Below are 19026 nucleotides of genomic sequence, written 5' to 3'. Positions count from 1 at the left end.
CCCTTGGAGGAACACCCGCGTGACTGACCGCCCCGACAACAGGCCCAACACGGACGGCTTGCCCAAGACGCAGCCGCTCAAGCCATCCCAGGTGCGCCAGAATGTCAATGCCAAACGCATGCTTCGCAGGCTCGTGCAGGGCGAGAATCCTCCCACCGCCCCCATGAGCATCGTCGATCGCCTGGCGGGAAGTCCCTACGCCAACCCCATCATCCACGTGGGCGGTGTTGATGCTTCGGCCCGCAAGACCATCGACTTCGCGCTGCACATGGCAGAATCCATGTTTCGTTACGGAGCCGGTGCCCTGGAAGTCGAGACCAGCATCATCGCGGTCACGGCGGCACTCGGGTTGAAGAACATCGAAGTCGACATCACCAACCAGTCCGTCGCGCTCAACTACGCGCCCAAGGACCAGACTCCCATTACACTGCTCCGGGTGGTTCGCTCCTGGACCAACAACTACGCAGGACTGGCCCAGGTGCACCAGCTCGTCACGGATATCGTGGCCGGCGGGGTGGGCAGGTCAGAAGCGGTGAGCCGCCTGGACGACATCATCCGCAGCAGCAAGCCCTTCCCGCGGTGGATGGTCACCATGGCGTTCGGCGTCTTCTCCGCCGTTTTTGTCGGAGTCCTGGGCGGGGGAGTTGGAGCGTCCGCTCTGGCTTTCGTCTCCAACATGCTCGTCAACCTCGTGGCCCGGCAATTGGGCAAGTGGCGCACGCCTGACTTCTTCGTGACAGCCGCTTGCTCCTTCCTGGTCACGTTCATCGCGCTCATGCTCCACTGGGCCGGGGCGGATATCCCGCCGTCCATCGTCGTTGCGGGCGGCATTCTCCTGCTCCTGCCAACCGGGCGGCTTGTCTCTTCCGTGCAAGATGCCATCAACGGATTCCCCGTGACTGCGGCCGGACGATTCCTGTCAACGATCCTGACCTTCGGCGCGATCGTTGCGGGCATCGCCGTCGCGGTGGTTGTGGGTGACCTCATCGGCAGCGTCGCGATCGACGTCACGCAAACATTCCCCGAAGCGTATCCATTGTGGGGCCAGGCCGTCCTGATCGCCGTAGCCGTGATTGCCATCGGCATCACCGAACAGACCCTGCTCAAACTTCTGCTCCCGACGGCGGCAGTGGGTTTGGTGGGTTACTTCGTCTTGTGGGGGGCTTCCAACTTTGGCTTCGGAGACCGGCTCTCGCCGGCGATTTCCGCCGTGGTCATCGGCCTGCTCGCACGGATGGTGGCACTCAGGCTCGGAGCCCCGCAGCTCGTGGTCGCCGTCCCGGCAGCCCTCATCCTGCTCCCGGGCCTAAAGATATTCCGTTCCATGTATGTATTGACGGTGCAAGAAGCAGATGTACTGGTGGGTTCGGGAGGCATGCTCAACGCCGGAGCAATCGTGCTGGGCGTGGCCGCAGGAATTGTGTTGGGCGACAACCTTGCCCGGCCGCTGACCAAGGGGCTTGCCAGCAACGAGCGACGCCGCGTCCGCCGGCGCTAGGCCGCCGCAGGCCGCCGCCCGCCAGTGTATGCAGGCCCTAGATCTGCCCGATCGGGAGTTTCTTCTCCGCCTGGAAATCGTCCTCCACGCGCCCCTGGGCCCAGTATCCGGAAAGCGATACCTGGGAACGCTCCAGCCCACGCTGCTTGAAGAAGATGTCCCGCAGCCCCTTCATATAGCCTCGCTCACCATGCGCAAACACGTCGACGCGGCCGGGCAGCCACTCCGCATCGCCCAAGGCGTCGAGCAGGATCGAGCTTGAACCGGCAGGGACCCCGGAGCGAAGAAGCCAACGCAACTCCACGCCGTCGGGAGCCGCAATCGCAAGGATGTCGGCATCGCTATCGACTTCGAGGAAGGCAAAGCCTTTGGCGTCGGCCGGCAGGGATTCGATCGCGGCGGCAATGGCCGGGAGCGCGGCGTCGTCGCCCGCGAAAAGGTACCAGTCGGCGTCGGGCGCCGGGTTGTAGGCGCCGCCGGGGCCCGTGAAGACAAGAGTGTCCCCAGGCTGGGCTGCCAGGGCCCACGGGCCTGCAAGGCCCTCGTCGCCGTGGACCACAAAGTCGATTGCCAGTTCCTGCGCAGCTTCGTCCACCCAACGGACGGTGTAGGTACGGGTGTAGGGCCACTGTTCGCGGGGCATTGTCTCCCGGATGGCCCAAAGATCCAATGGCAGCTCATAGTCGACGCCGGGCTGCGGGAACACGATCTTTACATACCGGTCCACGAAGTCGTTGTTCGCATAACCGGCAAACCCGGGTCCACCTGCAATGATGCGCACCATATGGGGCGAAAGCTGTTCCGTGCGCAGCACCGTCAGGTTCACTTGGGGGCGGGTATTGCGGGATGCAGACGACGTCGCGGGCAAAGATGTCATGTAGGCAAGCCTAAGCTAGGGCAGCGGTGGAAGCTCCCAGATGACGGGATCTGCGCCTTGCGCACGGAGCAGGGCGTTGGCCCGGCTGAACGGGCGCGAGCCGAAGAAACCGCGCGAGGCGGAGAGGGGACTGGGGTGCGCTGAGGAGATCACGGGGGCGCCTTCAAGCAGAGGCTGTACTGCTTCGGCGTCCTTGCCCCACAAGATCGCGACGAGCGGACTCTGCTGGCCCGCAACTGTGCGGCGGCGGGCGACGGCTGCGACCGCCGCCGTCGTGATGGCCTCCCAGCCTTTGCCCCGGTGCGAGCCGGCCGCACCGGCCGCCACGCTGAGCACCCTGTTCAGGAGGAGCACTCCTTGGCCCGTCCAAGCCGAAAGATCGCCGTGAACCCGCGGCGGGAGTCCGAGATCGGACTCCATTTCCCGGTAGATGTTCGAGAGGCTGCGGGGGATGGGCCGGGTTGGCCCGGAAACCGCGAAAGAGAGCCCGACGGCGTGTCCCGGCGTCGGGTAGGGGTCCTGGCCCAGGATGAGCACCTTGACGTCGGCAAGCGGCTGCCGGAAGGCGCGAAGGATGTTGGACGCCGCAGGCAACACGTGGGTTCCGCGTGTGGCCTCGGCCGCCACGAAGGTCAGCACCGAGCGCAACTCGTCCTCGACGCCAGAGAGCGCGTCGGCCCAGTCCGGCGCCATGAGGTCCGCCAAAGCCATTCCCGGGAGTGCCTCGAACTCGGCGGAGTGATCCTCGGATTCAAGCTCGAATAACGCTTCTTCGCCTGCCACCCAGTCATTGTCCCTGTCCTGAGGCTCCGGGGAAAGCGGCTCCGCAAGACGGCGGGGCAAATGACATCGATGTTATTCGCCCGTTAGCATGGGCGGGGGACATTTTTCAGTCAATGCGTCGAAGGAGTGTGTCGTGGCAGAACCCGCACGCGAACCGATGGCGTCCGAAGCAACTGGATTGGTGCTCGAAGACCTGTCCACCGGACTCCGCAGCGATTCGCCGCTCGGCGAGCGTGAACAGCAGATGCTCGCCCTGGAGAGGCAATGGTGGAAATACGCCGGGGCCAAGGAACAGGCCGTCAGGGAACTCTTCGATCTCTCCGCGACCCATTACTACCAGCTGCTCAACGCCCTCATCGACACCGAAGAAGCACTGGCGCACGATCCTATGCTGGTCAAGAGATTGCGTAGACTACGTATGTCACGTCAGAGGGCCCGCACAGCGCGTCGTCTCGGTTCTGACGCATAGAGCACCCGCTGATCCCCCAGCAAGCAAGCAGCAAGGACAAGGCTTCACCATGACCAAATTTGCCCGGGATGAATTCGACCGTGTCCCGCAGAGCTCATCGCGCCAAGGTGTCCACAGACTCGTCGCGTCCGCTTCCCGGCCCGCCCTCTGGCCGGTGCTGTTGCTGGGCGGCATCGCGCTGGCCGTAGGCCTCGTTGCGTTCCTCATCCTTCCGAAGCTTGGTTTCACCTCATCGACGACGCCGCAAGCCGTCGTCACCGCGGATGCCCCCAAGCAAAGCGCTACCGCGTCACCATCCGCAAGCGGCGCCGCGCAGGCGTCCGGCCAGCCAAGCCCGAGCGACACACCTTCCAGCACGCCGACGCCGACCCCGAGTACGGCGCCCTTGGACAAGACGGCGGCAGTCGCGGTCTACAACGGCACCACCACCGGTGGCCTGGCTGCCCGCGTGGCCGGCCTCGTTCAAGGCGGGGGCTGGCCGTTGTCCACCGTCGCAAACTGGGGCGGCATGCCCCAGCAGACGTCGTCGGTCTTCTACAAAGGCGCAGCCCAGAAGGGCAATGCCGAAGCGCTCGGTAAATTGCTGGGCATTTCCAACCTTGTGGACAGTGCCGAATTCCAGCAGCCCGTGGTTGTCATCCTCGGCCCCGGGTACAAGTAGCAACTCGGTTACGCCTCAATAACATTGCAGCCACCCACACCCGAGGTTGCGCTACGGCAACGTGACTGTGGTTACAGTAGTTGTGAGCTGGCCCGGAGATCCCGGAAGCCGGCCACTGCTAGTTGAAAGTGTGGGGATCATGGCTTTGGGAACCGTCAAATGGTTCAATGCCGAAAAGGGCTACGGATTCATCACTGTCGATGAGTCCGGTGACGACATCTTTGTGCATTGGTCCGCCATCCAGATGGATGGCTTCCGTGCGCTCGAAGAAGGACAACGGGTCGACTTCGAACTGGGCGAGGGCCAGAAGGGCCCGCAGGCAGAAAGCGTGCGGCTTATCTAGTGGGTGTTGCGGCAACAGGGCTGTCCTGGCCCCTTGGAGGGCGCCGGTCCCGGGCAATTCCTCTTCTTGCAGGCTTTGCAGCCTTGGCCCTTGGACTGGCCGGATGTTCCGCCCCCGTGGCTAACGCCCGGCTCAGCTCGGTTACCCCGAGCGGCGACGGCATCCTGCGCATCGGCGTGATTCTGGACAATACCGGCAGCTCCGCATTCCTCAACGAGTCCGAGTTGGCAGCCGCCAAGCAAATCAATGATGCAGGCGGATACAAGGGCCATCCCGTCGAGTTGCTTCCGGCATCGGCGGCCAGCGGAAGCAGCAGCGCTAGCCAGGGGGCCAGCGCAGCGGCCTTCGCCGCCGATACCGCGGCGCAAGCCAAGGCGTTGCTATCAGCCCATGCCGACGTCGTTGTGGGGCCGACGGATTCGAGCCATGCGCCCCCCGCCATCGATGTGCTGTCTCCTGCCCGGATTCCACTTATCTCGCCGGCCAACACGGCGTCAGGACTCAGCAGCTACAAGAACGGCGGCTTCTACTTCCGCACTTCGGCCGCCGATGCCGCACAGGGCAGCGTCCTGGCGAAGCTTGCCCACGACGCCGGCGCCAAGAGGATTTCCGTCCTGCATGAAGCCGGGGACTACGGTACACGTGTCTCCGGAGCGGTCATGGACGCTGCCCGCAGCCTCGGAATGGACGCCGTGACCAACGCGGAATTCGCGGCCGGCAAAGCAGCTCCCGCCGCGGTGGGCATCAAATCCGGCACGCCGGACGCCGTCGTCGTGGTTGCCCGTGATGGTGCCCAAGGCGCCCTGGCCGAGCTCCTGAACGCGGGGCTGAGCGGCAAGAGCCTGATTTTGAGCGACGGGGCCATCCGCCAATACGGAACCGCACTCGGTGCCGGTGGCCTCAACGGCGCGCGGGGGATTCTTCCAGGTGTCTTCCCGAGTGCGGACTTCCAATCCGATCTGACTGGCATCGACCCCAAACTCAAGGACACGACCTACGCGGCCGAGACGTACGACGCCGTTACCCTCGCAGCGCTTGCGGCCGCAGCGGCGGGCGACGACGCCGGTGGCTCGATCGCGGCCTGGCTCACCACTGTGTCGGGTGGGACGCGTCCGACGTCGGGCGATGCGGCAACGAAAGAACGCACGTCCTGTACGTCATACAAGGACTGCGTCGAGCTGCTGAAGGGGGGCAAGCTCCCGGATTACGACGGCGAGTCCGGCACCATCGGGTTCGACGCCAACGGCGACGTCACCTCGTCGAATTACATGGTCTTCACCTACGGGGCAGACAACACTGCGCGGGTGAGCGGCAAGGAGACGGCCTCACGGACTCCGTGACGGCTTGTGCCCGTAGCGAATTCCCTTGGCGTGGCGAGTAGTTTCCAGCTCTTGCTGCTTGCACTCTCCTCGGGTGAGTGCTAATTATTGATTAGCACTCTCAAGCACTGACTGCTAATTCTTCGCGGCTCCGGCCGCATGGAAATAGCGGGTGCCTGGGAGAACAAAGAAAACCTTGCTGGGGTGAGGTCCGGAACACGCGGCGTACAGAGGCCGAATGCGAAGGATCGTCCGTCGCGGGCACCGCAGTGAAGGCACCTTCTTAACGACTGTCCCGAAAGGACTACCGCCGTTATGGCCAAGATCATTGCATTTGATGAAGAGGCACGCCGCGGTCTCGAGCGGGGTCTGAACATCCTCGCCGACGCCGTCAAGGTCACCCTCGGCCCGCGTGGACGCAACGTCGTCCTCGAAAAGAAGTGGGGCGCCCCCACGATCACCAACGATGGTGTTTCCATCGCCAAGGAGATCGAGCTGGACGATCCTTACGAGAAGATCGGCGCCGAGCTGGTCAAGGAAGTTGCCAAGAAGACGGACGACGTCGCTGGCGACGGCACCACCACCGCCACCGTCCTGGCCCAGGCCCTCGTCAAGGAAGGCCTGCGCAACGTAGCTGCCGGCGCCGACCCGCTGTCGCTCAAGCGCGGCATCGAGAAGGCTGTTGAAGCCGTCATCCGCGAGCTGCTCGCCTCCGCCAAGGAGATCGAGACCAAGGAAGAGATCGCAGCCACGGCTTCCATCTCTGCCGGCGACACCGAAATCGGTAACCTCATTGCTGAAGCCCTGGACAAGGTCGGCAAGGAAGGCGTCATCACGGTCGAGGAGTCCAACACCTTCGGCCTCGAGCTTGAGCTCACCGAGGGCATGCGCTTCGACAAGGGTTACATCTCCGCTTACTTCGTCACCGACGCAGAGCGCCAGGAAACGGTCCTCGAGGACCCGTACATCCTGATCGTCAACTCCAAGATCTCCAACGTGAAGGAACTCGTTGCGGTCCTGGAGAAGGTCATGCAGTCGAACAAGCCGCTGCTGATCATCGCCGAAGACATCGAGGGCGAGGCCCTTGCCACCCTGATCGTCAACAAGATCCGTGGCACCTTCAAGTCCGTTGCCGTCAAGGCTCCGGGCTTCGGTGACCGCCGCAAGGCACAGCTCGCCGACATCGCCATCCTCACCGGTGGCCAGGTCATCTCCTCCGAGGTCGGCCTCAGCCTGGAGAACGCAACCCTCGAACTGCTCGGCAACGCCCGCAAGGTTGTTGTCACCAAGGACGAGACCACCATCGTCGAAGGTGCCGGCGACGCCGACGCCATCGCCGGCCGCGTGGCGCAGATCCGTGCCGAGATCGAGAACTCCGATTCCGACTACGACCGCGAGAAGCTGCAGGAGCGCCTGGCCAAGCTGGCCGGCGGCGTTGCAGTCATCAAGGCCGGTGCCGCAACCGAGGTAGAGCTCAAGGAGCGCAAGCACCGCATTGAGGACGCCGTCCGCAACGCGAAGGCTGCCGTTGAAGAAGGCATCGTCGCCGGTGGTGGCGTTGCCCTCATCCAGGCCGGTGCCAAGGCATTCGCCAACCTCCAGCTCGAAGGCGACGAAGCAACGGGCGCCAACATCGTCCGCGTTGCCATCGACGCTCCGCTCAAGCAGATCGCTTACAACGCCGGCCTCGAGCCGGGCGTTGTCATCGACAAGGTCCGCGGCCTGCCGTCGGGCCACGGCCTGAACGCTGCAACCGGCGTTTACGAGGACTTGCTGGCTGCCGGCGTCAACGACCCCGTAAAGGTCACCCGCTCGGCCCTCCAGAACGCTGCCTCCATCGCTGGTCTGTTCCTGACCACCGAGGCCGTTGTTGCCGACAAGCCGGAGAAGAACGCTCCGTCTATGGGTGGCGGCGACGACATGGGCGGCATGGGCGGCTTCTAAGCCCGCGCCGGCTCACTAGCCACACGCACGACGACGGTCCCCGCTTCAGGTGGGGGCCGTCGTCGCCGTTTAACGACGCTCGCTCACGTATGTCGGGTTTTGGCCGGACGCTCGCTCACGTATGTCGGGTTTTGGCCGGACGCCCGCTCACGTATGTCGGGTTTTGGCCGGACGCTCGCTCACTGCCTCGCGGTCCGGGAGTGTCGGGGCGGTCTGGCAGGATGGAAACCATGACGATTATTGCTGCCGCCGATGGTTCTGCCCTCGGCAATCCCGGGCCTGCCGGCTGGGCCTGGTACGTGAACGACTCTTGCTGGAGGGCCGGCGGTTGGCCGCACGGAACCAACAACCAGGGCGAGCTCATGGCTGTTTTGGACCTCTTCCGGTCCACGGCACATGTTCCCGATGAAGAGCTGAAGATTCTCTGCGACAGCCAGTACGTCATCAATTGCATCACCAAGTGGATGCCGGGATGGAAGCGCAAGGGCTGGCGCAAGGCCGACGGAAAGCCCGTCTTGAACGTCGATCTCCTGAAGGACATCGACCAGGCCATTGTCGGCCGCAAGTACACGTTCGAGTGGGTCAAGGGCCACGCCGGCCACGACCTCAACGAGGCCGCCGACGAGCGCGCCCGTGCGGTCGCCACGGCGTTCCAGCAAGGAACAGCTGCTCCCGGCGGACCGGGCTATCCGGGCGCTGACGAAGCTGCGCGGTCGTTTGCCCGCACGCCAGCAGCCCGCACAGTGCCTGTGGAGGCGCCCTCGCTTTTCGACGACCACGACCACGACGACGCCGATGCCCCGGATGAAGACCTCACGTTGTTCGGCGGTCAGGACCTCTTGGGCGGGTCATCCTTGCCTAACGCGCCGGCGGCGTTCACGGAACAGGAGCCGTTCATCGAGTCCACCTTGTTCGCCGGAGACGACGAAGAAACGGTCCTTGGCCAGGCGGGCGGACGCTCAGACGAAGAAACGGTCATTCTCCTTGAGAAGGAGCTCCTGAGGCCTGACGTCAGGGGAGACCTTGGGCGTACGGGGATCCTGCTCCACCCGGACTTCACCGAGATCGGCAGCTCCGGACGTGTCTGGTCCCGCGACGAGCTCATGATGGCGTTGGAGGGCGATCCAGGCGAAACCGCGGAGGTTGAGATAATTTCCGCAGAGCGCATCTCCGGCAACGCCATGCTGCTCAATTACAGAAGTTATGGGCGAACCGGCTCGGCATTGCGGAGTTCAATCTGGTTGCTGGACGACGGCCGCTGGCGGTTGCGCTTCCACCAGTCGACGCCGGAGAAGTAACGGGGCAGAAGCAGACGGACCCCGCAAAACAACTGAACCGGGCAAAACAACTGAACCGGGCAAAACAACTGAACCGGGAAAAGCGCCTAAACCCTGGAAAGCAACTGGATCCCGGCGGGAAGGCAGATTTGCCGCCCGCCGGGATCTCCTAGCCGTTCTTAGTAGCTGAACCGCTGGGTGTTGCCTTGCTCGGCCTGGAGGTAGCTTGCCGCGGCGGAAGACAGTGCCAGGTTGATGGATGCGAGTGAGGCCTCCACCTTGTTCTGGGTCAACGTCCACTCGGAGACGAGGGCCTGGAAATTGTTGGCCGCTGAGCCCTTCCAGGTGGCTTGGAGCTCGTCCAGTCCGAGTTTCATCGCCTGGACGTCGGCGCTGATGCGATCCACGGTGGCTTTGACGTTGGCGGACTTGAGCTGGAGCAGTTCGGTATCGACGGATATGACGCTCATAGGGCGTTGCCTTTCAACTAAAGGGGTCCGCAGGTGCGGCTGGCTTGTGGTCCACACAATGAGCCTAGAAGCCGTGACATGGCGCAGGCAGAGCCGAATCTTCCTATGTGGACAACTCGCTACATCAAGCCGCCCAGCGTAGAAAACTGTTAGTCGGAGATCTCCGCCTCGGCGATACCCGCATCTTCCGGTACCTCGGACATGTCGTCCTGGAAGGGGAGGCTGACAACCAGGGTGGCCCCGCCGCCGTCGGTCTCTTCGACCCTGACGGTACCGCCGTGGGACCCCACAATTGCAGCGACAATCGCGAGACCGAGCCCGCTGCCGCCTGTCTCCCGCGTGCGTGAAGTGTCCGCCCTGTAGAAGCGCTCGAAGATCCGGGGCAGTTCCTCGGCCGGAATGCCGCTGCCGTGGTCCCGCACCTCGAGGACGGACAGGGGACCGGCGGGCGTGTTCCGCACCCCCACGGCGAGCTCGATCGGCGTTCCTTCGGGGGTGTATCTCAGGGCGTTGCCCACCAAGTTTCCGAGCACCTGACGAAGCTTGGCCTCGTCCCCCTGGACGGGGGCAGGCGCTGCCGCTCCGCCGTCGAGCCCCGTGAGCGAAATCTTCCGCTCGCCGGACGTCGCGAATGAGTCCACGACGGCGTCGTTCGCCAGCAGGTGCAGGTCCACCGGCTTGAGCTGCAACGGCCGTTGTTCGTCCAGGCGGGCAAGCAGGAGCAGGTCTTCCACCATGGATCCCATCCGCTTGGCTTCGCTCTCGATCCTGCCCATGGCGGTGCCCACATCTTCCGGCGTGGCAAGGGCGCCGTGGCGGTAGAGCTCGGAGAAACCGCGAATGGTGACCAAGGGGGTCCGCAGTTCGTGGGAGGCGTCGGCGGCGAATCGCCGCATTCTCGCCTCGGAAGCCGCCCGGGCCGCGAAGGACGACTCGATGTGGGCGAGCATCGCGTTGAGGGAAGCACCCAAGCGACCGACTTCGGTGACCGGGTTTTCGACCTCCACGCGGCGTGAGAGATCACCGGCGGCGATAGCGGCTGCAGTCTTTTCAACGCGTGAGAGGGGGCGGAAGGAACGTGCAACAGTCCAGGTGGCGATGAAGAATGCGAGCACCAGGGTCAAGAGTCCGACGCCGACCACTACGAGCGTGGCGTGTTCCATGACTTTGTCCACCGGGGACAGGGGCAGCCCGACGATCACTACCGCGTTTTGCCCGGTCCGGTTGTCCACGACGTTGACCGCCACCACACGCCAATCGCCGCCGGCGGTGCCGTTCACCTGGAAGGGTGCGTAATTGCGGTTCTTGGCTTCAACCGGGCTGATGGTGGCGATGCTCGGCCGATCCGTCTTGCTGCCGCCGAACGGATACGGCGGCTGGCCCTGGACGTAGAGCGTCAGGGAATAGTCCGTGGGCACGGCAGGGCCCGCCTCAGACAGATTGGCGAAAGATTGCTGTTGCTGCGCGATCTGGACGGCAGCCTTGAGCTTGTCATCCACTTGCCCTTGGAGGTAGCTCTTGACGAGCGTCAGCGTCCCGGCGCCCGTGGCGGCCAAGGCAAGGAGCAGCAGCCCCATGATAATGGCGACCAGCTGCGACCTGAGGGAGGCCGACTTCCAACGGTTGAACAAGGTCAGCGCTTCTCGGCCGTCCGCAGTACGTAACCGACGCCGCGCTTGGTTTGGATCAAGGCCGTGGCATCCGGGTCAATGTCCACTTTGCGCCGGAGGTAGGAAATGTAGGACTCCACGATCGAGGCGTCGCCGTTGAAGTCGTATTCCCAGACGTGGTCCAGGATCTGCGCCTTGGAAAGCACCCGGTTGGGGTTCAGCATGAGGTAGCGCAGCAGCTTGAACTCGGTGGGCGACAGCTCGATGATGGTGCCGCCGCGGCGGACCTCGTGCGCGTCGTCGTCGAGCTCAAGGTCATCAACGCGGATGACGGCGTCGTCGTCTTCCATCGGCTGCGTGCGGCGAAGCACGGCGCGGATCCGGGCCACCACTTCATCCAGGCTGAAGGGCTTGGTGACGTAGTCGTCGCCGCCCACGGTCAGGCCGGTGACCTTGTCTTCCGTGTCGTCCTTGGCCGTCAGGAACAGGACAGGGAAGTGCTTTCCGGCGGCACGGAGCCGGCGGGTGACAGTGAACCCGTCCATATCGGGGAGCATCACGTCCAGGACAGCGAGGTCCGGGGCGTGAAGATCGGCGGCAGCGAGCGCTTCGCGGCCGTTCGACGCCGCAACGACCTCAAAGCCGGCAAAACGCAGCGAGGTGGAGAGAAGCTCACGGATGTTGGGTTCGTCGTCGACGACGAGGAGCTTGGCTTCGGGGCCGTTCTTTTTCATACCATTCATGATGCTCCCAGTTTCTGGGAGTTGACTGGATGCTTGTTGTGAGAATTATCGGGGTGTCGTGGTTGTGGGCCCGGGCTAACTGCCGAGAGCGAGCCCGACGCCGAGTCCCACCATGGTGACGGCAATCCCTCCGTCGAGGATCCGCCAGGACGCCGGCCGCGCAAAGAATCCGCGCAGCAGTTTCGCCCCGAACCCGAGTGAACAGAACCAGAGAATACTGCCCAGCATGGCTCCGGCGCCGAACCACCACTGCAGCCCGGGCCCTTGCGCGTTCGCCACGGATCCCAGGAGCAAGACAGTGTCCAGGTAGACATGGGGGTTGAGCCACGTCAGTGCCATGACAGTTGCCAGCGCCGCCGCCAGCCCGCTTCGACCGGCACCCGAAGGCCCGGGCTCAGCGGACACGAGGGCTTGCGGCTTGAGGATTCGCCGTGCTGCCATCACGCCGTACGTCACCAGGAATGCCGCGCCGACATAGCGGAGAACGACGACGGCGGCAGGCGCCGCGGTGAGCAGGGAGCCGGTGCCGAGTACCCCGGCCGCGATGAGCACGGCGTCCGAGATGGCGCACACTGCAACGATTGCTCCGATATGTTCACCGCGGATTCCTTGCCGGAGGACGAAAGCATTTTGGGCGCCAATGGCAACAATGAGGGCCAGGCCTGTGCCGAGGCCCAAGCCGGCTGCGTGGAAAATGTCGGGGGAGTTCATACTTCGAGGCTAAGTTTCGCCTTCAACATTAGTCCAGCTAAACATTCTTAGGCATCGTAAGATCGTCTTATGGCCAGATTTTCATCCGAACAGCTGTACACCTTCGCCGCTGTGCTCGCGGAAGGTACGCTCGACGCCGCTGCCCGATCACTGAACATCACGCCGTCGGCGGTCTCCCAGCGCCTCAAGGCGCTTGAACAAGCATCCGGAAGGGTGTTGCTTCAGCGCAGCAATCCGGTCCAGGCCACGGAGTCGGGACATGTGGTGCTCAGGCTGGCGCGGCAGCTCGCCCAGTTGGAGGCCGACGCCGAACTGGAACTGGGCCTGCCGGGCGAATCGCCGATGGTCTCGGTTCCGATCGTGGTCAACGCGGATTCCTTGTCCGTCTGGTTCCTCAGGGCACTCACACGGGTCCCTGCGGAGCTGAACGCCGTCTTCGATCTTCACCGGGACGACGAGCAGTATTCCACGTCCATGCTGCGCGCCGGAACGGTGATGGCCGCCGTGACAGCGACTCCCGAGCCGGTGCAGGGCTGCCGGGTGGAGCCGCTGGGGAGCATGCGATACCGTGCTGTCACTACGCCGGAATTCAGGGCGAGGTGGTTTTCCGACGGGGTCGACGTCGCCGCGCTGGGCACAGCTCCGGCCGTGGACTTCGACCGCAAGGACGAGTACCAACATCGTTTCCTGGAACTCCTCGGCGGGGCTGGGCGTGGGATGAAGCCGCCAGGGCCGCGCCATTACGTTCCGTCCAGCCAGGAGTTCGCCGAGGCCATTCGCTTGGGGCTCGGGTGGGGACTGCTGCCCGAACCTCAATGCGGCCGGGAGATAGCCGATGGAGACTTGGTGGAACTCGCGCCCGAGCAACCCTTGGACGTGCCCTTGTACTGGCAACGGTGGCGGACACCGTCGCGGATCCTGGACGCCGTGACTGAGGCGGTCCGGAGCACCGCCGCGGAAGTGCTGCGCAGGGCCTGACAAACCGGCCCGCGGCGTGTGCGCCAAAAGCCAACACGCCGCGGGCGCAGTCCTAAATTGTCGGAGCCCCGTTTCACACTTGAGCCATGGAAAACAAACAAGAATCACGCGTTGAAATTCAAAACGTCGAGTTCCATGTCAGCTACCTGGACACGCACTCTGGACACATCGAGCTCGAGGCGTTCAGCGACCGCTCCGCCGCTGAACGCTTTGCCGATGCGCAGCTCAAAGACGAGGACTCCTGGGCTGTGGTCGACGCCGTCGTGCTGCAAGCAGCGGAGCACCAGGAGCGCACGCAACAGTTGGTTGCCTAGCCCTTAAATTGACCAGCCCCTACGCGGCGGGTACGTCCTTGGCGTCCATGATCCGGTAGGCGTAGCCCTGTTCGGCGAGGAACCGTTGCCGTTTGGCGGCGAAGTCCTGGTCGAGGGTGTCCCTGGCCACTAAGGAATAGAAGCGTGCCGCACGGCCGTCCTGCTTGGGGCGAAGCAATCGCCCCAAGCGTTGAGCCTCTTCCTGGCGGGAACCGAAAGATCCCGATACCTGGATTGCCACTGATGCCTCGGGCAGGTCGATCGAGAAGTTGGCCACTTTGGACACGACGAGGGTCTTGATGTCACCGGCGCGGAAGGCATCGAACAGCTTCTGCCGCACCTTGACTGTTGTATCGCCCTTGATCACGGGAGCGTCCAGGCGCTCGCCGATCTCATCCAACTGGTCGATGTATTGGCCGATCACCAGCAGCGGCTCGCCCTGGTGCAAGGCGACGAGCTGCTCCACCAAGTGGGTCTTGGTCTCCGACGTCGCGCAGAGCCGGTACTTGTCCGCGTCCTCAGCCATCGCGTAGGCCACGCGCTCGTCCCGGGGCAGGTCCACCCGGACCTCCACGCAGTCCGCCGGCGCAATGTAGCCCTGGGCTTCGATATCTTTCCACGGTGCGTCGTAGCGCTTGGGGCCGATCAAACTGAAGACCTCACCCTCACGACCATCCTCACGCACAAGTGTCGCAGTGAGTCCCAGACGACGCCGCGCCTGCAGGTCCGCCGTCATCCGGAAGATCGGAGCCGGCAGGAGATGGACCTCGTCGTAGATGATGAGTCCCCAGTCGTGCCCGTCCACGAGTTCCAAGTGCGGGTAAAGGCCTCCGCGTTTCGTGGTCAGGACCTGGTAGGTGGCGATCGTGACCGGCCGGACTTCCTTGACAGCGCCCGAATACTCGCCGATCTCCTCCTCCGTCAGCGACGTCCGCTTGAGGAGCTCGTCCTTCCATTGCCGGGCCGCGACAGTGTTGGTGACCAGGATCAGCGTGGTGGTGCAGCTGGTAGCCATGGCTGCGGCCCCCACCAAGGTCTTGCCCGCACCGCAGGGCAGCACGACGACGCCGCTGCCGCCTGCCCAGAAGTTCTCCGTGGCAAGCTTCTGGTATGGCCGCAGGTGCCAACCGTCCTCGTTCAAAGCGATCAGGTGCGGCGTGCCGTCCACGTAGCCTGCGAGGTCCTCGGCCGGCCATCCGAGCTTGAGCAGCAATTGCTTGAGCTGTCCCCGCTGGGAGGAATGCACCACCACGGTTTCGCCGTCGATCCTCGGCCCCAGCAAGGGTGCGATTTTCTTTGCCCGGATGACTTCCTCGAGTACGGGGTAGTCGGTGGTACGCATGACCAATCCGTGCTGCGGGTCCTTTTCGAGGCGCAAGCGGCCGTAGCGGGACATCGTCTCTTCGATGTCGATCAGCAAGGAGTGCGGCACCGGGAAACGGGAGTAGCGCAGGAGCGTGTCGAGGACTTTTTCGGCGTCCAGTCCCGCGGCGCGCGCATTCCAGAGGCCCAGAGGGGTGAGCCGGTAGCTGTGGACGTGTTCGGGGGCACGCTCCAGCTCGGCGAACGCCGCAATCGCATGCCGTGCCTCGGTAGCGAGCTCGTGGTCGACTTCCAGCAGGATGGTTTTGTCGCTCTGTACGATCAGCGGACCGTCGCTCACTATTGCTTCCTCACTTGTGCGGCTCGCCCGCGGGCTCCACATCGATGATGCGGTGGATGGACAAGACTCTTTCGGTATCCCTGGCGGCGTCGAACACCCTGACGCGTCCTCCCGACACTGATACCGGAACCACGGTTTCGGTATTGGAATTCCCCAAGCCGTCCACCACGTTCATGGTGACCGCTTGCTTCAGTCGGATGGCCCTCTGCAGGGTTTCGAGTCCCAGTTGCGTTGCCGCCTCGCCGGTCGATTCGCCATGGACCGCGCGATGGTGCCTCAGCACCGCGAGCTGGGCGTCGACGTCGTCGTCCGGCGGTGCAATGCGGGGCGCAGTGTAAACGGGGCGAACGCCCCCGGCCACGGCCGTCGTCCTCTTGTAGCGCACGACGGCGGTCTCCGCCTCCTGCACGGCAGGCGAGAGTCCCAGCTCGCGCAGCACCCTCGCGGTCTCCCGGGGGCTCGCGGCGGAGGTCAGTACCGTGGGGGCGATCCGGACAAGTCCCAGGCTCGCGGCTCCCGGCTCCCGAACGAGCTCGGCGATGGCGGCCTCGTCGTCGCTTTGGATGAAACTGGGGCTGCTGGCGACACGCAGCCGGCCGTGCCTGGAGGCGATGTCCTTGATCAAGTAGCGGAGCGGTTGGGGAACATCGGTGGCGGAGTGGGTGCGCAGGAACGCGAGGATGGTTTCCGCGTCCTGGCCGGCGTCCAACGCGCGGCGGATCGAATCTCCGGAGAAGCGGAAGATCGTGGCCGGGCCCTGGCCTTCGGCGTCGGCGATCAAGAGCAGTTTTTCGCTCAGTTCAGGTGCCAGGTACCCCGGGGCGACGGCGGTCAGGTCGGCTTGGAGCAGGACATGATTGACGGCCGCCGGCAGGTGTTCGCCGAGGATACTGAGGGCCAGCTCGGGCTGTTCGGTGGCGATCGCCGAACCAAGCTGGGTCAGGGCGCCAGAGCCCATGAGCCCGAGGAGTTCGGCCTCGTGCAGGATTCCGCGGACGAGGGAGCTGAACCGTCGAGACATCCGGGGCTGGGCCCATTCCGCGCGTTCCATGACGGCTTCGGCGTTGAGCACAGGAGCCTTGCCGTCCGGTGCTTCTACTTCGAGGGTGAGCTCTTCGAGGATCTCCAGGATCCGTTTGCGGACCAGCGGGGCGTCAGGGCGTTGGGCCTCGGCGGACAGGGCGTTGATGGAACCTGCCGGAGAGCCGGATCGGGGCGCCGTGGTGGCAGGCCCGGGGAGGGTTTGTCCCACGAGGGAAGGAGCGCGCTCGCTCGCGAGCCAGGCGTTGACCAGCCAGAGCCACTGTTCCTGGCGGGGGAGCGTGAGCCATTCCACCGATGGCGGTTGCACCCAGGTGGAACTGTCCACATCGAGCCGCAACAATCCTGACAAGGCACTGAGCTCAAGGATCAGGGCGGTCTCGGACAACCCCAGGCGAAGGCTATCGGCCAGGCGTTTGAGTTCACGCACGCCCACCCCTCCGCTGCGCAGGGTAACCACCGGCTGCTCGCGGACCGCGTACAGGAGTTCACCCACCAAACGGAGTACTTCGGCGATGGCACCCATGGCGGCATTCCGGCGCAGGGCAGCACTCGTCTGGCCCAGCTCCGGTACGGGAGGCTTCAAGGTGAATTGGTCCACGATCGCGCCACCGCGCAGGGAAAGGCCGACGCTGTGCGGGAGCTCAACGTGGCCGGCGTCCAAGGGGACAAGCAAACCGCGGGCCAAAAGCCAGTCCACGGGACCGACGTCGCGGCCTTCATGGATCACTGAAGCCTTGCGCTGGGCCTGGGGAACGGCGCCCATGGCCCAGTTGCCGAACTTGTTCAAAAGGGGACGCGTCCGTACAGGTGCCTCGGAGAGGATGTGCTGAAGGTTCTCCGGCGTCGATGTCCAACGTTGCAACGCCAGCGCCGCGTCCATGGGCGTCGTGGCGGCCAGGATGTTGGCGCCGCTCTGGTGGAGTTCGGCAACGAGATGCACCACGCGCTGGGCGAAGGCCGGTTGCAGCCGCACCAACTCGGTGTAGCTGCGGCCCAAACCCGCCGGGTAGATGCCGATGACGTCCTTGAGGCTGCCCACCGGCAAGTAGAAACGCTGCCGGCCTGGATTGTGCACCGTGGCCGGCGGATCGGCCCGGTGGATGAGGGCCAGTTCCTGGAGTTTGATCAGGATCGGCTCGAGCGCGGCAAGGGTGGCGCCGTTGATGCACTTCTTCAGTCCCGCCGCCGAGACGCTGTGGCCCGTGTCGGTGTTGGTGCACAGGTGGAGCGTCTCAAGTACTTGCATCTCCGGTTTGTTGAGCCGTTCCAGGGCGCGCTGCACGCTGACCCGGGCACTTGCCCGCGCCGCGAGTGCAGCGAAGTCCGGGACCACGGGGGAGATGAGGTCCGGCCGCGCGGCAAACAGGGCCCGCAGCGAATCATCGCTGCGCGCTTCCAGTTCCTTGCTGAGCGCGCGAATAAGGGACATCAATTCAACGTTACAGCCAGCCGGGTCCGCCGTCGGGCTTTCCGGGTGCTCATTGACGACGCCGTGCCCACACAGAGTCAACCACCAACGCGGCCATCAAAATGAAGGCGAGCGGCAGCCCGTAGAGAGCGGTGGACGTGACCCAGGCCGGTGCCACGCCGTTGGCGAAAGCGACGGCGATGACGGCGGCTACGGCCGCCAGGGAAAGGACTGCGACGACTGCGGCAACGATGGTGAGCGGGCGGCGGAAGTCGTGGGGAATCATGGAAGCAACGCTAACAGTCCCGGGCCGCGGCCCCGATTCCGGGCCAGGGTGCAGTTCGGTTGCGGACAAAAGGCGGCAGGACCTGCCTGCGGGGGTCTCAAAGCGCGAATCCGCTGCCGGGCAGGATAACCTTGAAGCAACAGACCAACACGGTCAAGGCAGTTACCCCTATTCCCGCAGTATCCTGCGGATGCGGTGGCGCGCCGGCCGTGTCTCGCAAGTAAGAACGAAGAAGGTTGATTACGTGCCCACCGGCAAGGTCAAGTGGTATGACAAGGAAAAAGGCTTCGGATTCCTCGCAGCAGAGGACGGCCAGGAAGTATTTCTGCCCAAATCCGCACTGCCCGAAGGCGTAGCGGATCTCAAGGCGGGCACCCGGGTTGAGTTCGGCGTCGCCGACGGTCGCCGGGGCGCTCAAGCGCTGGGACTCCGCGTGCTCGATAAGTTGCCTTCCATCGCCAAAGCCAAGCGCATGAACGCCCGCGAGCTCGCTCCGGTAGTCCAGGACCTCGTCTCTGTCCTGGACAACCTCTCCGGCACGTTGTCCGCCGGTAAGTACCCTGAAGGCGCCAAGGGCAAGGCCATTGCCGCAGCCCTGCGCAAGGTTGCCGACGAGCTGGAAGCCTAA

The 19026-nt window shown here is 64.4% G+C and carries 19 protein-coding genes; 10 read left to right on the top strand and 9 right to left on the bottom strand.

Features of this window, described 5'->3' with window-relative positions:
• Positions 1-19 precede the first annotated feature (19 nt).
• On the top strand, positions 20-1498 hold the full coding sequence (locus ABEA18_RS20950) for a threonine/serine exporter family protein (RefSeq protein WP_345452430.1): 1479 nt from the start codon (positions 20-22) through the stop codon (positions 1496-1498).
• A gap of 37 nt (positions 1499-1535) precedes the next feature.
• Here the strand turns inward: ABEA18_RS20950 and ABEA18_RS20945 are convergent, their stop codons facing one another.
• Both ABEA18_RS20945 and ABEA18_RS20940 read right to left on the bottom strand, forming a co-directional pair.
• The gene (locus tag ABEA18_RS20945) at positions 1536-2375 is read right to left on the bottom strand and encodes a siderophore-interacting protein (RefSeq protein ID WP_345452428.1); all 840 of its coding nucleotides are present in this window, start codon (positions 2373-2375) and stop codon (positions 1536-1538) included.
• Positions 2376-2390: 15 nt separating this feature from the next.
• Positions 2391-3158 carry a uracil-DNA glycosylase gene (locus tag ABEA18_RS20940; RefSeq protein ID WP_345452426.1) on the bottom strand — a complete coding sequence of 256 codons (768 nt, stop codon included), beginning with the start codon at positions 3156-3158 and terminating at the stop codon, positions 2391-2393.
• 133 nt (positions 3159-3291) lie between these two features.
• Between ABEA18_RS20940 and ABEA18_RS20935 the strand changes: the two genes are divergently transcribed.
• The 6 genes from ABEA18_RS20935 to ABEA18_RS20910 all read left to right on the top strand — a co-directional run bounded on the left by ABEA18_RS20935 (position 3292) and on the right by ABEA18_RS20910 (position 9192).
• On the top strand, positions 3292-3627 hold the full coding sequence (locus ABEA18_RS20935) for a DUF3263 domain-containing protein (RefSeq protein WP_028266152.1): 336 nt from the start codon (positions 3292-3294) through the stop codon (positions 3625-3627).
• Positions 3628-3676: 49 nt separating this feature from the next.
• On the top strand, positions 3677-4288 hold the full coding sequence (locus ABEA18_RS20930; RefSeq protein ID WP_345452423.1) for a LytR C-terminal domain-containing protein: 612 nt from the start codon (positions 3677-3679) through the stop codon (positions 4286-4288).
• A gap of 139 nt (positions 4289-4427) precedes the next feature.
• Positions 4428-4631 carry a cold-shock protein gene (locus tag ABEA18_RS20925; protein ID WP_059388209.1) on the top strand — a complete coding sequence of 68 codons (204 nt, stop codon included), beginning with the start codon at positions 4428-4430 and terminating at the stop codon, positions 4629-4631.
• Between the two features lie 116 nt (positions 4632-4747).
• A complete protein-coding gene (locus ABEA18_RS20920; RefSeq protein WP_345452421.1) occupies positions 4748-5971 on the top strand; it encodes an ABC transporter substrate-binding protein in 1224 nt (407 codons plus the stop codon).
• A gap of 294 nt (positions 5972-6265) precedes the next feature.
• Positions 6266-7894: a chaperonin GroEL gene (groL, locus tag ABEA18_RS20915; protein WP_236815662.1), complete on the top strand. Its 1629-nt coding sequence runs from the start codon at positions 6266-6268 to the stop codon at positions 7892-7894.
• A 230-nt stretch (positions 7895-8124) separates the two neighbouring features.
• Entirely contained in the window at positions 8125-9192 is a 1068-nt protein-coding gene (locus tag ABEA18_RS20910) for an RNase H family protein (RefSeq protein WP_345452417.1), read from the top strand.
• A gap of 158 nt (positions 9193-9350) precedes the next feature.
• On the opposite strand, the gene ABEA18_RS20905 is transcribed toward ABEA18_RS20910, so the two are convergent.
• The 4 genes from ABEA18_RS20905 to ABEA18_RS20890 all read right to left on the bottom strand — a co-directional run bounded on the left by ABEA18_RS20905 (position 9351) and on the right by ABEA18_RS20890 (position 12705).
• Positions 9351-9641, bottom strand: a complete 291-nt coding sequence (locus ABEA18_RS20905) for a WXG100 family type VII secretion target (RefSeq protein WP_345452415.1) — start codon at positions 9639-9641, stop codon at positions 9351-9353.
• A 149-nt stretch (positions 9642-9790) separates the two neighbouring features.
• Complete coding sequence (locus tag ABEA18_RS20900) at positions 9791-11272, bottom strand: sensor histidine kinase (RefSeq protein ID WP_345452413.1); 1482 nt, start codon at positions 11270-11272, stop codon at positions 9791-9793.
• 2 nt (positions 11273-11274) lie between these two features.
• On the bottom strand, positions 11275-11985 hold the full coding sequence (locus tag ABEA18_RS20895; RefSeq protein WP_059388206.1) for a response regulator transcription factor: 711 nt from the start codon (positions 11983-11985) through the stop codon (positions 11275-11277).
• 84 nt (positions 11986-12069) lie between these two features.
• A complete protein-coding gene (locus tag ABEA18_RS20890) occupies positions 12070-12705 on the bottom strand; it encodes a LysE/ArgO family amino acid transporter (RefSeq protein WP_345452411.1) in 636 nt (211 codons plus the stop codon).
• Positions 12706-12774: 69 nt separating this feature from the next.
• Here ABEA18_RS20890 and ABEA18_RS20885 point away from each other — a divergent pair, with 69 nt between their 5' ends.
• Positions 12775-13683 carry a LysR family transcriptional regulator ArgP gene (locus ABEA18_RS20885; RefSeq protein WP_345452409.1) on the top strand — a complete coding sequence of 303 codons (909 nt, stop codon included), beginning with the start codon at positions 12775-12777 and terminating at the stop codon, positions 13681-13683.
• An 86-nt stretch (positions 13684-13769) separates the two neighbouring features.
• Positions 13770-13997: a hypothetical protein gene (locus ABEA18_RS20880; protein ID WP_345452407.1), complete on the top strand. Its 228-nt coding sequence runs from the start codon at positions 13770-13772 to the stop codon at positions 13995-13997.
• A 19-nt stretch (positions 13998-14016) separates the two neighbouring features.
• On the opposite strand, the gene ABEA18_RS20875 is transcribed toward ABEA18_RS20880, so the two are convergent.
• The 3 genes from ABEA18_RS20875 to ABEA18_RS20865 are packed head-to-tail and all read right to left on the bottom strand — an operon-like array spanning position 14017 to position 18398.
• A complete protein-coding gene (locus ABEA18_RS20875) occupies positions 14017-15660 on the bottom strand; it encodes a DNA repair helicase XPB (RefSeq protein WP_345452404.1) in 1644 nt (547 codons plus the stop codon).
• A 10-nt stretch (positions 15661-15670) separates the two neighbouring features.
• Complete coding sequence (locus ABEA18_RS20870) at positions 15671-18133, bottom strand: helicase-associated domain-containing protein (RefSeq protein ID WP_345452402.1); 2463 nt, start codon at positions 18131-18133, stop codon at positions 15671-15673.
• Positions 18134-18182: 49 nt separating this feature from the next.
• On the bottom strand, positions 18183-18398 hold the full coding sequence (locus ABEA18_RS20865; protein ID WP_345452401.1) for a hypothetical protein: 216 nt from the start codon (positions 18396-18398) through the stop codon (positions 18183-18185).
• A 244-nt stretch (positions 18399-18642) separates the two neighbouring features.
• Between ABEA18_RS20865 and ABEA18_RS20860 the strand changes: the two genes are divergently transcribed.
• Entirely contained in the window at positions 18643-19026 is a 384-nt protein-coding gene (locus ABEA18_RS20860) for a cold-shock protein (RefSeq protein ID WP_059388199.1), read from the top strand.

Origin of the sequence: Arthrobacter gyeryongensis, assembly GCF_039543785.1 — a bacterium.
GTDB classification, from domain to species: domain Bacteria; phylum Actinomycetota; class Actinomycetes; order Actinomycetales; family Micrococcaceae; genus Arthrobacter; species Arthrobacter gyeryongensis.
This window is presented reverse-complemented; position numbering and strand designations above follow the sequence as displayed.

Bases quoted from the DNA above. Each gene is read 5' to 3' on its own strand.
- ABEA18_RS20925 (WP_059388209.1), top strand. From the start codon at position 4,428: ATGGCTTTGGGAACCGTCAAATGGTTCAATGCCGAAAAGGGCTACGGA.
- ABEA18_RS20930 (WP_345452423.1), top strand. From the start codon at position 3,677: ATGACCAAATTTGCCCGGGATGAATTCGACCGTGTCCCGCAGAGCTCA.
- ABEA18_RS20870 (WP_345452402.1), bottom strand. From the start codon at position 18,133: ATGTCCCTTATTCGCGCGCTCAGCAAGGAACTGGAAGCGCGCAGCGAT.
- ABEA18_RS20905 (WP_345452415.1), bottom strand. From the start codon at position 9,641: ATGAGCGTCATATCCGTCGATACCGAACTGCTCCAGCTCAAGTCCGCC.
- ABEA18_RS20945 (WP_345452428.1), bottom strand. From the start codon at position 2,375: ATGACATCTTTGCCCGCGACGTCGTCTGCATCCCGCAATACCCGCCCC.
- ABEA18_RS20910 (WP_345452417.1), top strand. From the start codon at position 8,125: ATGACGATTATTGCTGCCGCCGATGGTTCTGCCCTCGGCAATCCCGGG.
- ABEA18_RS20895 (WP_059388206.1), bottom strand. From the start codon at position 11,985: ATGAAAAAGAACGGCCCCGAAGCCAAGCTCCTCGTCGTCGACGACGAA.
- ABEA18_RS20865 (WP_345452401.1), bottom strand. From the start codon at position 18,398: ATGATTCCCCACGACTTCCGCCGCCCGCTCACCATCGTTGCCGCAGTC.
- ABEA18_RS20880 (WP_345452407.1), top strand. From the start codon at position 13,770: ATGGAAAACAAACAAGAATCACGCGTTGAAATTCAAAACGTCGAGTTC.
- groL (WP_236815662.1), top strand. From the start codon at position 6,266: ATGGCCAAGATCATTGCATTTGATGAAGAGGCACGCCGCGGTCTCGAG.
- ABEA18_RS20890 (WP_345452411.1), bottom strand. From the start codon at position 12,705: ATGAACTCCCCCGACATTTTCCACGCAGCCGGCTTGGGCCTCGGCACA.
- ABEA18_RS20885 (WP_345452409.1), top strand. From the start codon at position 12,775: ATGGCCAGATTTTCATCCGAACAGCTGTACACCTTCGCCGCTGTGCTC.